At 40.2% G+C, this 13,121-nt stretch carries 10 protein-coding genes; all 10 read left to right on the forward strand.

Translation table 11 applies throughout. The features are described from left to right. The first annotated feature begins 19 nt into the window (after window positions 1–19). The gene (gene lpdA / locus RCG25_RS08610; RefSeq protein WP_308083256.1) at window positions 20–1,441 is read left to right on the forward strand and encodes a dihydrolipoyl dehydrogenase; all 1,422 of its coding nucleotides are present in this window, start codon (window positions 20–22) and stop codon (window positions 1,439–1,441) included. A 44-nt stretch (window positions 1,442–1,485) separates the two neighbouring features. Beyond that, entirely contained in the window at window positions 1,486–2,481 is a 996-nt protein-coding gene (locus tag RCG25_RS08615) for a thiamine pyrophosphate-dependent dehydrogenase E1 component subunit alpha (protein WP_308083257.1), read from the forward strand. 12 nt (window positions 2,482–2,493) lie between these two features. Then, window positions 2,494–3,477, forward strand: a complete 984-nt coding sequence (locus RCG25_RS08620) for an alpha-ketoacid dehydrogenase subunit beta (protein WP_308083258.1) — start codon at window positions 2,494–2,496, stop codon at window positions 3,475–3,477. A gap of 14 nt (window positions 3,478–3,491) precedes the next feature. Further along, the gene (locus RCG25_RS08625; RefSeq protein WP_308083260.1) at window positions 3,492–4,802 is read left to right on the forward strand and encodes a dihydrolipoamide acetyltransferase family protein; all 1,311 of its coding nucleotides are present in this window, start codon (window positions 3,492–3,494) and stop codon (window positions 4,800–4,802) included. Window positions 4,803–4,929: 127 nt separating this feature from the next. Beyond that, window positions 4,930–6,831, forward strand: coding sequence for a methylmalonyl-CoA mutase subunit beta (locus RCG25_RS08630; RefSeq protein WP_308083262.1), 1,902 nt, complete (start codon window positions 4,930–4,932; stop codon window positions 6,829–6,831). Beyond that, window positions 6,812–9,010 carry a methylmalonyl-CoA mutase gene (scpA, locus tag RCG25_RS08635; protein ID WP_308083263.1) on the forward strand — a complete coding sequence of 733 codons (2,199 nt, stop codon included), beginning with the start codon at window positions 6,812–6,814 and terminating at the stop codon, window positions 9,008–9,010. The genes RCG25_RS08630 and scpA overlap by 20 nt, the downstream gene beginning before the upstream one ends. After that, entirely contained in the window at window positions 9,010–10,137 is a 1,128-nt protein-coding gene (gene meaB / locus RCG25_RS08640) for a methylmalonyl Co-A mutase-associated GTPase MeaB (protein ID WP_308083264.1), read from the forward strand. Before scpA ends, meaB begins: the two co-directional genes overlap by 1 nt. A 106-nt stretch (window positions 10,138–10,243) precedes the next feature. Further along, the gene (locus tag RCG25_RS08645; protein WP_308084133.1) at window positions 10,244–10,675 is read left to right on the forward strand and encodes a BrxA/BrxB family bacilliredoxin; all 432 of its coding nucleotides are present in this window, start codon (window positions 10,244–10,246) and stop codon (window positions 10,673–10,675) included. Between the two features lie 124 nt (window positions 10,676–10,799). Next, window positions 10,800–11,966: a M20 family metallopeptidase gene (locus RCG25_RS08650; protein WP_308083265.1), complete on the forward strand. Its 1,167-nt coding sequence runs from the start codon at window positions 10,800–10,802 to the stop codon at window positions 11,964–11,966. A 378-nt stretch (window positions 11,967–12,344) separates the two neighbouring features. Further along, a complete protein-coding gene (locus tag RCG25_RS08655; RefSeq protein WP_308083266.1) occupies window positions 12,345–13,112 on the forward strand; it encodes an ABC transporter substrate-binding protein in 768 nt (255 codons plus the stop codon). Window positions 13,113–13,121: the final 9 nt, after the last annotated feature.

Genomic DNA, 13,121 nt, shown 5'->3' on the forward strand with positions numbered 1-13,121 from the left:
AAATGGGGAGGAAATACAATTGGCACAAGAATACGATTTAGTCATTCTTGGCGGGGGAACTGGCGGTTATGTTGCTGCCATTCGCGCCTCACAGCTCGGACTAAAAACAGCTATAGTAGAAAAAGGAAAGCTTGGTGGGACTTGTCTGCATCAAGGGTGTATCCCAAGTAAGGCACTACTTCGTAGCGCAGAAGTCTTTGCTACAGCCAAACATAGCGAAAACTTTGGAGTAGTTACTGGCGATGTGTCTGTTGATTTTGGAAGAGTACAGGAAAGAAAAAATAAAATTATTGACCAGCTTCATAAAGGTGTTCAACATCTTATGAAACAAGGCAAGGTTGATGTTTTTCATGGAATAGGCCGCATCTTAGGTCCATCTATTTTTTCACCAATGCCTGGAACGATTTCGGTTGAGATGAACAATGGTGACGACAATGAAATGTTACTTCCTAAAAACGTGATTGTAGCAACTGGTTCAAGACCTAGAACACTTCCAGGACTTGAAATTGATGGAGAATATGTAATGTCTTCAGATGAAGCGCTACAGCTTGAAGCACTTCCAAGTTCAATTGTTATTGTCGGCGGTGGTGTCATCGGAATTGAATGGGCATCTATGCTTTCTGATTTCGGAGTAGAAGTGACGGTTATTGAGTATGCTGATCGAATTATTCCGACTGAAGATAAAGAAATCTCCAAAGAGATGCAACGTTTAATGAAGAAAAAAGGAGTTAAACTGGTAACTAGTGCGAAAGTACTTCCAGAAACACTCGTAAAGGATAATGGTGTGCGCATAAGCGCTGAAGTGAAAGGTGAACAGAAGGAATTTAAGGCTGAAAAACTTCTTGTATCTGTGGGACGTCAAGCGAATACGGAAGGAATCGGACTTGAGAATACCGAAATTCAAGTTGAAAAAGGCTTTGTTGTTACAAATGAATTTTTCCAAACGAAGGAATCACATATTTATGCCATTGGTGATGTAATTGGTGGTTTACAGTTAGCACACGTTGCTTCTCACGAGGGTATAGTTGCTGTTGAGCATATCGCTGGCAAGGATCCGTCACCATTTGACTATAATCTAGTTTCAAAATGTATTTACAGTAATCCAGAAGTTTCTAGTGTAGGAATAACAGAGGAACAAGCAAAGGAAAATGGGCATAAAGTGAAAATTGGAAAGTTTTCCTTTAAGGCGATTGGGAAGGCCCTTGTTTTTGGAGAATCAGATGGATTTGTAAAAATTGTTGCTGATGAAGAGACCAATGATATTCTAGGGGTGCATATGATTGGTCCACATGTGACAGATATGATTTCGGAGGCAGGACTCGCTATGGTATTAGATGCGACACCGTGGGAAATTGCTCATACCATTCATCCACATCCAAGTCTTTCAGAGGCAATTGGTGAAGCCGCACTAGCGGTTGACGGGAAGGCAATACATTCATAAGTAAGTTAAGGTTATTTAGCGAACAAATGGGAGGTAAGAAATAAATGACTGAAAATCGTCATGAAGCTTTAGGATTAAGCGATGGAAAAGTTTTAGAAATGTATGAAACAATGCTTCTAGCCCGTCGTATTGATGAACGGATGTGGTTATTGAATCGTGCTGGTAAAATACCATTTGTCATCTCATGTCAAGGACAGGAAGCAGCACAAGTAGGAGCTGCATTTGCACTCGATCGAGAAAAGGATTATGTTCTTCCGTATTATCGTGATATGGGTGTAGTGTTAACGTTTGGTATGACACCAAGAGAACTAATGCTTTCAGGATTTGCGAAAGCGGAAGATCCAAATTCAGGCGGACGACAAATGCCAGGTCACTTTGGGCAAAAGAAGAACCGAATTGTAACAGGATCTTCTCCAGTTACTACTCAGGTTCCACATGCAGTAGGAATTGCACTTGCAGGGAAAATGGAAAGAAAAGATCTTGTTACGTTTGTAACATTTGGTGAAGGATCATCCAACCAAGGTGACTTCCATGAAGGGGCTAACTTTGCGGGCGTGCATAAACTTCCAGTCATTTTCATGTGTGAAAATAATAAATATGCCATTTCTGTGCCAATTGAGAAACAATTAGCATGTGAAAAGGTATCTGACCGTGCAATCGGCTATGGTATGCCAGGAATCACTGTTGACGGAAATGATCCATTAGAAGTTTATAAAGCAGTGAAAGAGGCTGCCGATCGTGGCCGTCGTGGAGAAGGGCCAACGCTTGTTGAAACAGTTTCTTACCGTCTTACTCCACACTCATCTGATGATGATGACCGTTCTTACCGGGCACCTGATGAAGTAGCAAAAGCAAAAACGCAAGATCCGATTATTACATTTGGTGCGTATTTAAAGGAAACAGGTATCTTGAATGATGAGTTGGAAAAAGAAATAAACGACCGCGTGATGAAGCTGGTGAATGAAGCTACAGATTATGCTGAAAATGCGCCTTATGCTGCACCAGAAGAAGCGTTGAAGTATGTTTATGCACAGGAGTAAGGGGGATATAACATGGCGATTATTTCATATATTGATTCAATAACTATGGCCATTCGGGAAGAAATGGAACGGGATCCTAAGGTTTTTGTATTAGGCGAAGATGTAGGGGTAAAAGGCGGCGTGTTTAAAGCTACACAAGGCCTGTATGAACAATTTGGCGAGGAACGCGTCATCGATGCACCTCTTGCTGAATCTGCCATTGCAGGGGTTGGAATTGGTGCAGCAATGTACGGAATGCGCCCAATTGCCGAAATGCAATTTGCTGATTTCATCATGCCTGCTGTCAATCAAATTATTTCAGAAGCAGCGAAAGTCCGTTATCGTTCGAATAATGATTGGAGCTGTCCAATTGTTATACGTGCTCCTTATGGCGGCGGCGTTCACGGTGCGTTGTACCATTCTCAATCAGTTGAGGCTGTATTTGCTAATCAACCGGGATTGAAAATTGTAATGCCGTCTACACCATATGATGCGAAAGGCTTGTTAAAGGCAGCCATTCGTGATAATGACCCGGTTTTATTTTTCGAGCACAAAAGGGCTTATCGTTTAATTAAGGGAGAGGTCCCTACAAATGATTACACATTGCCAATCGGAAAAGCTGATGTGAAGCGTGACGGAGATGACATTACCGTTATTACCTACGGTCTATGTGTACATTTTGCCCTCCAAGCGGCTGAAAAATTAGCGAAGGATGGAATCTCTGCACATATTCTTGATTTGAGAACAGTATACCCTCTTGATAAAGAAGCTATTATTGAAGCAGCTTCAAAAACAGGTAAAGTCTTGCTTGTTACCGAGGATACAAAAGAAGGCAGTATTATGAGTGAAGTATCAGCTATTATTGCCGAAAATTGCTTGTTTGAATTAGATGCTCCAATAATGCGTCTAGCTGGACCTGAGGTACCAGCCATGCCATATGCTCCAACAATGGAAAAATTCTTTATGGTAAACCCTGATAAAGTCGAAAAAGCAATGAGAGAACTAGCCGAGTATTAAGGAGGTACGGAATAGTGGTAATTGAACAAATTAAAATGCCTCAGCTAGGGGAGAGTGTAACCGAGGGTACGATCAGTAAGTGGTTAGTATCTGTTGGTGATAAAGTAAATAAATACGATCCCCTTGCAGAGGTTATGACAGATAAAGTAAATGCAGAAGTCCCATCCTCCTTTACAGGTGTGATTAAAGAACTAATTGCTAACGAAGAAGATACCCTAGCGGTTGGAGAAATCATTTGTACAATTGAAGTTGAGGGTGGCGAAAGTCCTCAGGCTAAAACAGAAGCCGTAGCTCCAGCATCATCCGGCAGTGCGGAAACTACAGCTCCAGATGACCAAGGAAACAAAGCGCGTTATTCTCCAGCAGTTTTAAAAATATCTCAAGAACATGGAATTGACCTAACGCAAGTGTCAGGCACCGGTGCAGGTGGAAGAATCACAAGAAAAGATTTACTGAAATTGATTGAATCTGGAAATATCCCTGTTGCTGGCCAAAGGATGGAAGCTGTAAAAGTAGAAGCAGTTGTTCAGCCTGAACCTCAAAAGCAAGAGGTTTCACAACCTGTATCTACATCCACACCAAAGACACCATCTGCACAACCGGTTCATATTCCAGTGGAAGCTGGTGACATAGAAATCCCGGTTACTGGCATTCGAAAAGCAATTGCTGCCAATATGCTTCGCAGCAAGCATGAAGCGCCACATGCTTGGACTATGATGGAAGTGGATGCAACCAATTTGGTTGACTATCGTAATTCTCTTAAAGATGAGTTTAAGAAAAAAGAAGGCTTTAATCTAACATTCTTTGCTTTCTTTGTAAAAGCTGTAGCCCAAGCATTAAAAGAGTTCCCACAAATAAATTCTATGTGGGCGGGAGAAAAAATCATTCAGAAGAAAGACATTAATATTTCGATTGCCGTTGCAACAGATGATGCCTTATTCGTACCTGTCATTAAAAATGCAGATGAAAAAACGATTAAAGGAATTGCCCGTGAAATTTCGGAGCTTGCAGTTAAGGTAAGAACCGGAAAATTACGATCTGAAGATATGCAGGGTGGAACATTCACAGTGAATAACACAGGATCATTTGGATCTGTTCAATCCATGGGAATTATCAATTATCCGCAAGCTGCCATTCTTCAAGTGGAATCCATTGTTAAGCGACCTGTAGTGATGAATAATGGAATGATTGCTGTGCGTGACATGGTTAATCTATGTATGTCTCTTGACCACAGAGTACTTGACGGCCTTGTTTGCGGACGTTTCTTACAACGTGTGAAGGAAATTCTTGAAAATACATCAAAATCTACAACTTCCATTTATTAATAACAATAACCGTTGCCAAATTGATGGCGACGGTTATTTGTTTAGTTGCCTGAATTCTGTTTGTACCATAAAATAGTATTTAGTAGAATTAATTGAATTTTATTTCAATTATGTTTATGGAAGGGGGATGAGGAGTTTGGAAAAAATAAAGAATCAGTCTTTTCCATTTATGTCGAAAGATGAATGGAAAGAAAAAGCAGAAAAATCGTTAAAAGGAAGAACCGTTGAGTCCTTACAAACGGCTACATATGAAGGAATTATTTTGAAACCGCTTTATTCTCAGGAAGATGAACAGGCAGTTCCAGATTATCCAGGTGGCACAGATTATAGAAGAGGGATTCATCCACTCGGATATTTGACTAATGAATGGAGAGTAGCACAGCGTTTAACCTATCAAACATTGGATGAATTGAAAGAAAAGCTCAAGCAAAACTTTGATAAAGGGCAAACTGCCATTTCTTTTGAAGTATCAAAGTCTTTATTTGAAGAGAATGAAACGCTTGAAACTATTCTTGGAGAATACAGTCATCAACACCCCTTCTCCATTAACGCCAAGGGTCTCCACCCTAAATTACTTGCATCTCTAGAAACAATTGGAGAGAAAAAAGGAACCAGCGACACGATTTGTGGTTATATTGGTTCTGATCCAGTTGCTCTTTTTGCTGAAGAAGGCAGTATTTCAGAAGAGTTTTTCAATGAATGGATGGCGACCATTGTCCAATCAAGTGTGAAATTACCTAATCTTAGAACCATATTAATTAATACATCGCCATATCATAATGGTGGAGCAAATGCTGTTCAAGAGCTTGGTATTGCATTGGCTGAAGGAATCTATTATCTTGAAAAGCTTCAGGAAGCTGGAATGGAACTGGAAGATATTTTTTCCAAAATGATTTTTCAATTCTCTATTGGCGGCCACTTTTTTATGGAAATGGCCAAACTCCGGGCAGCAAGAATTCTATGGAATCGTGTGGCTGAAGTTTATGGAACTAAAGTGAATAATCAAGGGATGCATATCTCTGCGGAAACTTCTAGATTCACAAAAACTATACAGGACCCCCATGTCAACCTCCTACGGGCAGGTAATGAGGCTTTTGCAGCAGTTATTGGGGGCGTACAATATTTACATGTGGATCCTTTCAATAATCTTTCGGGTTCCACTTCCGCTTCGGAAAGAATGGCAAGGAACACACAACTCCTACTTAAAGAAGAAGCTCAGTTAAAACAAGTGATTGATCCTGCTGGTGGTTCTTGGTATGTCGAACACTTAACCAATGAACTTGCCGAGAAATCTTGGGAATTCTTTCAACAAATTGAAGCCCATGACGGCATCATTGAGGGATTAAAATCAAACTGGCTGCAGAAAGAAATAGCGACAGTGTATGATAAAAGAAATAAGGATTGTCAGACAAGGAAGCAAAGTATGATTGGCACGAATGTTTATGCCAATCTTGATGAAAACGTTCCTAATCTTAAATCTCAAAATAAAGAATCATATGTATTAAAAAAGGGAAATTCATTAATAAATATTACTGCTATTCCTCAACGAAGACTGTCAGAGTCATTTGAAGAATTGCGAAATAAGGCAAGGAGTTATGAAGAAACAGCAGGCTATAAGCCATCTGTAGGCATGATTTGTCTTGGCGAGTTAAAAGAGCATAAGGCAAGGCTGGATTTTATGAAAGGTTTTCTAGCTGCGGGTGGGGTGAAAGCAGTTGAAAGTGATTCTATTGTTTCTTTTGAGAATGCTAGATCATTTGTTTCTACTCTTCCTGTTACGAAATGTTTTTGCATCTGTGGTACAAATGAACAGTATGAAAGGGGCGGGCATGAGATTTTAACTAGCCTAAGAACGGAATTCCCCGATCGAGTATTTTACCTTGCTGGGCTCCCTGAAAAAGACAAGCAGTCCAAGTGGACGGCTGAAGGAATTAAGCAGTTTATTCATATGAAAAGCAATTGTTATGAAACTCTCGATGCCATTTTTAACGAGTTGGAGGTGAGCACGGTTGAAGAAACAAAAGCCTGATTTTCAAAACATTTCTTTATTTAGCAATCAAACATTCATGACCAAGGAAGAATGGCAGGAGAGCGCACAGACAGAAATGGATGTTTCCATTGATGATTTACTTTTTGAAACAAATGAACAAATTAGTTTAAAGCCTCTTTATACAAAAGAAGATCGTAAAGATCTTGAACAAATTGGCCACCTGCCTGGGCTCCCCCCTTACACAAGGGGTCCCTATCCAACGATGTATGTCAATCGACCATGGACAGTCAGACAGTATGCAGGATTTTCAACCGCCGAGGAAAGTAATGCTTTTTACCGCCGTAACTTAGCAATGGGTCAAAAGGGACTTTCGGTTGCATTTGATTTAGCCACCCACCGTGGCTACGATTCTGACCATCCACGTGTGGTCGGTGATGTGGGAAAAGCAGGGGTAGCTATTGATTCTATCCTTGATATGAAGACACTTTTTGATGGGATACCTTTAGACCAAATGTCGGTATCCATGACCATGAACGGGGCGGTCTTGCCGATTCTCGCTTTTTTTATTGTAACAGCCGAAGAACAAGGTGTAAGTCAGGAGAAGCTCGCTGGAACTATTCAAAATGACATTTTAAAAGAATATATGGTTCGAAATACATATATATATCCGCCAGAAATGTCAATGAAGATTATAGCTGATATTTTTGAATATACATCAAAATACATGCCAAAGTTTAATAGTATCAGTATCTCAGGTTACCATATGCAAGAAGCAGGAGCGCCTGCAGATTTAGAGTTAGCTTATACACTGGCAGATGGTTTGGAATATGTACGAACAGGCCTAAAATCAGGTATTGAAATAGATTCATTTGCTCCAAGGTTGTCCTTTTTCTGGGCCGTTGGGATGAATTATTTCATGGAAGTGGCCAAAATGCGGGCAGCGAGATTAATTTGGGCAAAAATGATGAAATCATTCAATCCTAAAAATGAAAAATCTTTAGCATTAAGGACACATTCGCAAACATCTGGTTGGAGCTTAACAGAGCAAGATCCGTTTAATAATGTTACTCGTACTCTAGTTGAAGCTCATGCGGCAGCAATGGGGCATACTCAATCACTGCATACAAATGCCTTGGACGAAGCCATTGCATTACCAACGGATTTTTCTGCACGTATCGCTCGTAATACCCAATTGTTCTTACAGGAAGAAACAGGAATAACACAGGTGATCGATCCATGGGCAGGCTCCTATTATGTTGAAAAGCTTACCGATGAATTAGTTAAACGTGCTTGGACACATATTGAAGAGATTGAACAACTTGGCGGGATGGCCAAAGCGATTGAAACGGGCTTGCCGAAAATGCGAATTGAAGAAGCGGCAGCTAGAAGACAGGCTCAAATTGATTCAGGTAAGGAAACGATTATAGGCGTCAATCGTTACCGTCTTGAAAAGGAAGAAGCAATTGATATTTTAGATATTGATAATACGGCAGTCCGCCTAAAACAAATTGAAAAATTACAGGGATTAAAAGCAAGCCGCGATGACCATAAAGTGAAGGCAGCCCTAGATGCGTTAACAATCGCAGCGGAAACTGGTAAACAAAACCTATTAGAGCTGGCAGTAAAAGCAGCAAGGGTAAGAGCAACCTTGGGAGAAATCTCTGATGCTATTGAAAAGGTTGCTAGCCGACATAAAGCAGTGATTCGCTCAATTAGCGGAGTGTATAGTACTGCTTTTAGCAATGAGGAAGAGATTGTAGAAGTTCAAAAAATGACAGATGAATTCCTTGAAAATGAAGGAAGACGGCCCAGAATACTCATTGCTAAAATGGGTCAGGATGGACATGATCGCGGTGCCAAGGTAATTGCGACCGCCTTCGCTGACCTTGGTTTTGATGTCGATATTAGTCCGTTATTCCAAACACCAGAAGAAACGGCAATGCAGGCAGTAGAAAACGATGTTCATGTGGTTGGAATGAGTTCACTTGCTGCAGGGCATAAAACGTTACTTCCTCAATTAGTGGAGGAGTTAAAAAAATTAGGAAGAGAAGATATTTTGGTGGTAATTGGCGGAGTCATTCCTGCTCAGGATTACCAATTTCTATATGATCACGGTGCTTCAGCCATTTTTGGTCCAGGAACTATTATTCCAGTGGCTGCTCAAAAGGTTATAAAGGAGATTTATGCACAACTCGGTTATGAGGAAGTGTCACAATAATGACTTCTGATAAAAAACCGGAATGGAGCGATCCAAACGAACCTGATAAATGCTCAAGTATTGTAAGAAAAGGTCAAGAGCAGGAAGGTCAACCAGCATCCATTCAAAAAAATATCCGCTTTCAGAAACGCAAAATCTCAGATCTCTCAACGGATGAACTTTATGAGGGTGTAGTAAAGGGTGACAGGAGTCTATTAGCTAGAGCCATCACACTTGTTGAAAGTAATGCCGACCAGCATTTTCAAAAAGCCCAGGAGCTTCTGCAAAAACTCTTGCCCAAAAGCGGTAAGTCTATTAGGATCGGAATTACAGGTGTCCCAGGGGCAGGAAAAAGCACATTTATTGAGGCCTTCGGGATGTACCTTTGTAATTTGGGACATCGTGTTGCCGTTTTAGCCATTGATCCAAGTTCAAAGTTAAGTGGTGGAAGCATCCTTGGAGATAAGACGAGGATGGAACACCTATCCAAAAACCCGAAAGCCTTTATCCGACCTTCACCCACAGCAGGGAAGCTAGGCGGCGTTCATCGAAAAACGAGAGAAGCCATGTTGCTGTGTGAGGCTGCCGGATTTGATGTGATCTTAATTGAAACCGTTGGTGTGGGACAAAGTGAAGTTATCATTAGAGATATGGTAGATTTTTTTATGCTGCTCGTCCTGACAGGTGCTGGAGATGAACTTCAAGGAATGAAGAAGGGAATTATGGAGCTTGCGGATGCAGTCATTGTCCATAAAGCAGATGGAGACAATAAACGAAGAGCAGAACAGACCAAACATGAATATAACCGGATTCTGCACTTTCTTCAGCCAGCTACTAAAGGTTGGACAACAAAAGCTTATACCTGTTCATCGGTAAACGGGGAAGGCATTAATGAGATTTGGGGCCTGATTCAAAAATTCGAAGAGACTGGAAAAGGGACAGGCGTTTTTACAGAACGAAGAAAGGGACAGCAAAGAGACTGGATCTATTCATTAATTTCTGACCAGCTTCATTACAGCTTCTTTCACCATCCAGTTGTAAAACAAAAGCTCCCACAATTAGAGAATGAAGTAATGGCTGGGACAAAGACAGCTGCTTCCGCTGTAGGAACCTTGTTTGATGTTTTTTTATCAGGAAAAGAAAAATAGCTGCTGACCTTTTGCAGCTTTTTTATTGCAGTTCGCTTGGAAAAAACACATTTTAACTGTTATGATGTAGTTATGAACAAACAAGAAGGAGTGAATGTAAGTGAGTATGAATTTCAACTTTTTTATGAATGATGTTGTTAACCAGGCACGACAAGAAATTGTGTCAGCTGGATATAAGGAATTAAAATCCCCAACTGAAGTGGAAGAAGCATTTGCACAAAAGGGTACAACTTTAGTGATGATTAATTCTGTTTGTGGTTGTGCAGGTGGGGTTGCTCGTCCAGCTGCTGCACATGCCCTTCATTACGATAAACGTCCGGATCATTTAGTTACTGTGTTTGCCGGGCAAGATAAGGAAGCAACTGAGACAGCTAGAAGCTATTTCACTGGCTACCCTCCTTCCTCTCCATCTTTTGCCCTATTAAAGGATGGGGAAATTATTACAATGGTCGAGAGACACCAAATTGAGGGCTTTGACCCTGCATCAGTCGTTGCAAAGCTTCAAAATGAATTTGAAAAGCATTGTGAAGAACTATAAAGTATACATTCGTTAAGAGGCCAATTCATTATGATTTGGCTCTTTTTTATTGTCGAAACACAGAATTTCGTGTATATTTATTAATTAAATCGTAACTTTAATCATTTTAAAGGGAGTTTTGACCATGAAAGAATTTTTAAATAACTATTCAGAAACTATTCAAAGCAAGTTATGGGATATAAGTGACAAGCTATATCATCACCCAGAACTGGGTGATCAAGAATACGAATCAATGAAACTCTTAGTAGAGTTTTTGGAGGGGCACCATTTTACTGTTGAAAAAGGAATTGTAGATCGACCTACAGCCTTTAAAGCTGTTTATGACAGTAAGAAGGAGGGACCAACAATCGCATATCTTTCTGAATATGATGCGTTGCCGGAGATTGGGCATGGATGTGGGCATAATTTAATTGGAACGATGAGTGCGGGAGCAGGGGTTCTCTTAAGTAAAGTAGTAGATGAAATTGGAGGCCGTGTGGTAGTTTTAGGCACACCAGCAGAAGAAACGAATGGAGCAAAGGTTCCGATGGCTGAACAAGGAATTTTTGATGACATTGATGCTGCGATGATTTTGCACCCGGCAGATGAATCGTATGAGAGCGGGGACTCTTTAGCTATGGATGCCATCCAATTTGACTTCCGTGGCAGAACAAGTCATGCTGCTGCGTTTCCTGAAAAGGGGATCAATGCACTGGATGCCGTCATTCAATTATTTAACGGGATCAATGCCCTTCGTCAACATGTAACATCTGACGTAAGAATTCATGGAATTATTAAGGAGGGTGGGGTTGCAGCCAATATTGTCCCAGATAAAGCAGTTGCTCAATTCTATGTTCGTGCAAAGGACCGTACCTATTTAAACGAAGTTGTTCAAAAGGTAATCAGTATCGCTAAAGGTGCATCTATGATGACTGGTGCAGATGTGCATATTGAAAATTATGAATTGAGCTATGACAATATGGTCACGAATCATACTTTATCCCAGCTTTTTTCAAATAATCTATTATCCACCGGTGTTAAGAAGGTTGAGAAAGCTAAAGATTCTTACGGTTCCATTGACATGGGAAATGTGAGTCATGTGGTTCCAGCTATTCATCCTTATATTGGTCTCGATTCACCTGGGTTAATTGCTCATACAAGAGAGTTTGCAGATTTAACCATCACAGACAACTCTCATCAGATTCTGGCAAGAGGTGCACTGGCCCTTGCTATGACGGGCTATGATTTAATTACCAATAAAGAGGAATTTGAAAAAATGAAGAATGAATTCCGTCAAAATGTATTAAGATAAGACTGACAAAAAAGTACCTCTGTTCGTTTAGAGGTACTTTTTGTTTTTGACTGTGTTAAAGAACAGTGTTGATTTTTACACCCTGTTGATTGGAGCGGAAGGCACGAAGACTCCTGTGGGAGTATGGTTCAGGGGAGACCCCGCAGGCGCATGCGCCGAGGAGGCTCGCCGAAACACCCACGAACCGCTTGTGCCTGGAGCGGAAATCAACAGGCAAGTTTAACAGAGTCTTGTTTTTAATATATCTAAATTTTTAGAATATTTTTATATTAAAATAATATCTTTTCAAATGCATACGCATGTGTTATTATTCGTTTTGTTGAATAAAAATTCAAATACGAATCAAAAACATATGTAAACTAAACAGGGGGAAACAACATGAAAAAGTCTATTTTATTATTATCCATTATTTTTACATTAGTAGTTTTGTCTGCATGCGGACAAAGCAATAAGGATGGGGCAACAAGCGGAGACAAAAAGGTATTAACAATGGCAACATCTGCTGACTTTGCACCATTTGAATCAAGAGATAAAGCAGGAAAAATTATTGGTTTCGATATCGATTTAGCTAAAGCGATTGCTGATGAATTAGGGTATAAGCTTGAAATTAAAGACATGAAATTTGATGGTTTAATCGGTGCATTACAAGCAAAGCGTGTAGATATGGTTCTTGCTGGTATGTCAGCTACAGAAAAACGCCAAAAGAATGTAGATTTCTCTACTGCTTATAACCACTCTGGGGAAATGTTTATTACAAAAAAAGACTCTACTGTTAAAACAGTCGATGACCTTAAAGGAAAAACAGTTGCCGTACAGCTTGGTACGATTCAAGAAGAAGGTGCCAAAAAAATACAAGAAAAAATTGATTTCACTCTTAAGCCATTAGATAACTCAACTACGTTAATTCAAGAGCTATTATCAGACCGCGTTCAAGTTGCTTATTTAGATAAATCAGTTGCAACTGGATATATTAAGGAACAAGGACTAGCAGGATTTGATGATCCAACATCTAGTTCTCCAGGTATGGCTGTTGCATTCCCAAAAGGCAGTGAACTGAAAGAGGATGTTAATAAAGCTCTTAAAAAGTTAGAAGAAAACGGAAAACTTCAAGAATTAAAGGATAAGTGGTTAAAAGACCAGCAGTAATTTTCACAA

This window comes from Neobacillus sp. PS2-9, assembly GCF_030915525.1.
In the GTDB taxonomy this organism is placed as follows: domain Bacteria; phylum Bacillota; class Bacilli; order Bacillales; family Cytobacillaceae; genus Neobacillus.

Bases quoted from the DNA above. Each gene is read 5' to 3' on its own strand.
- RCG25_RS08615 (WP_308083257.1), top strand. From the start codon at position 1,486: ATGACTGAAAATCGTCATGAAGCTTTAGGATTAAGCGATGGAAAAGTT.
- RCG25_RS08645 (WP_308084133.1), top strand. From the start codon at position 10,244: ATGAATTTCAACTTTTTTATGAATGATGTTGTTAACCAGGCACGACAA.
- RCG25_RS08620 (WP_308083258.1), top strand. From the start codon at position 2,494: ATGGCGATTATTTCATATATTGATTCAATAACTATGGCCATTCGGGAA.
- RCG25_RS08630 (WP_308083262.1), top strand. From the start codon at position 4,930: ATGAGGAGTTTGGAAAAAATAAAGAATCAGTCTTTTCCATTTATGTCG.
- RCG25_RS08650 (WP_308083265.1), top strand. From the start codon at position 10,800: ATGAAAGAATTTTTAAATAACTATTCAGAAACTATTCAAAGCAAGTTA.
- meaB (WP_308083264.1), top strand. From the start codon at position 9,010: ATGACTTCTGATAAAAAACCGGAATGGAGCGATCCAAACGAACCTGAT.
- RCG25_RS08655 (WP_308083266.1), top strand. From the start codon at position 12,345: ATGAAAAAGTCTATTTTATTATTATCCATTATTTTTACATTAGTAGTT.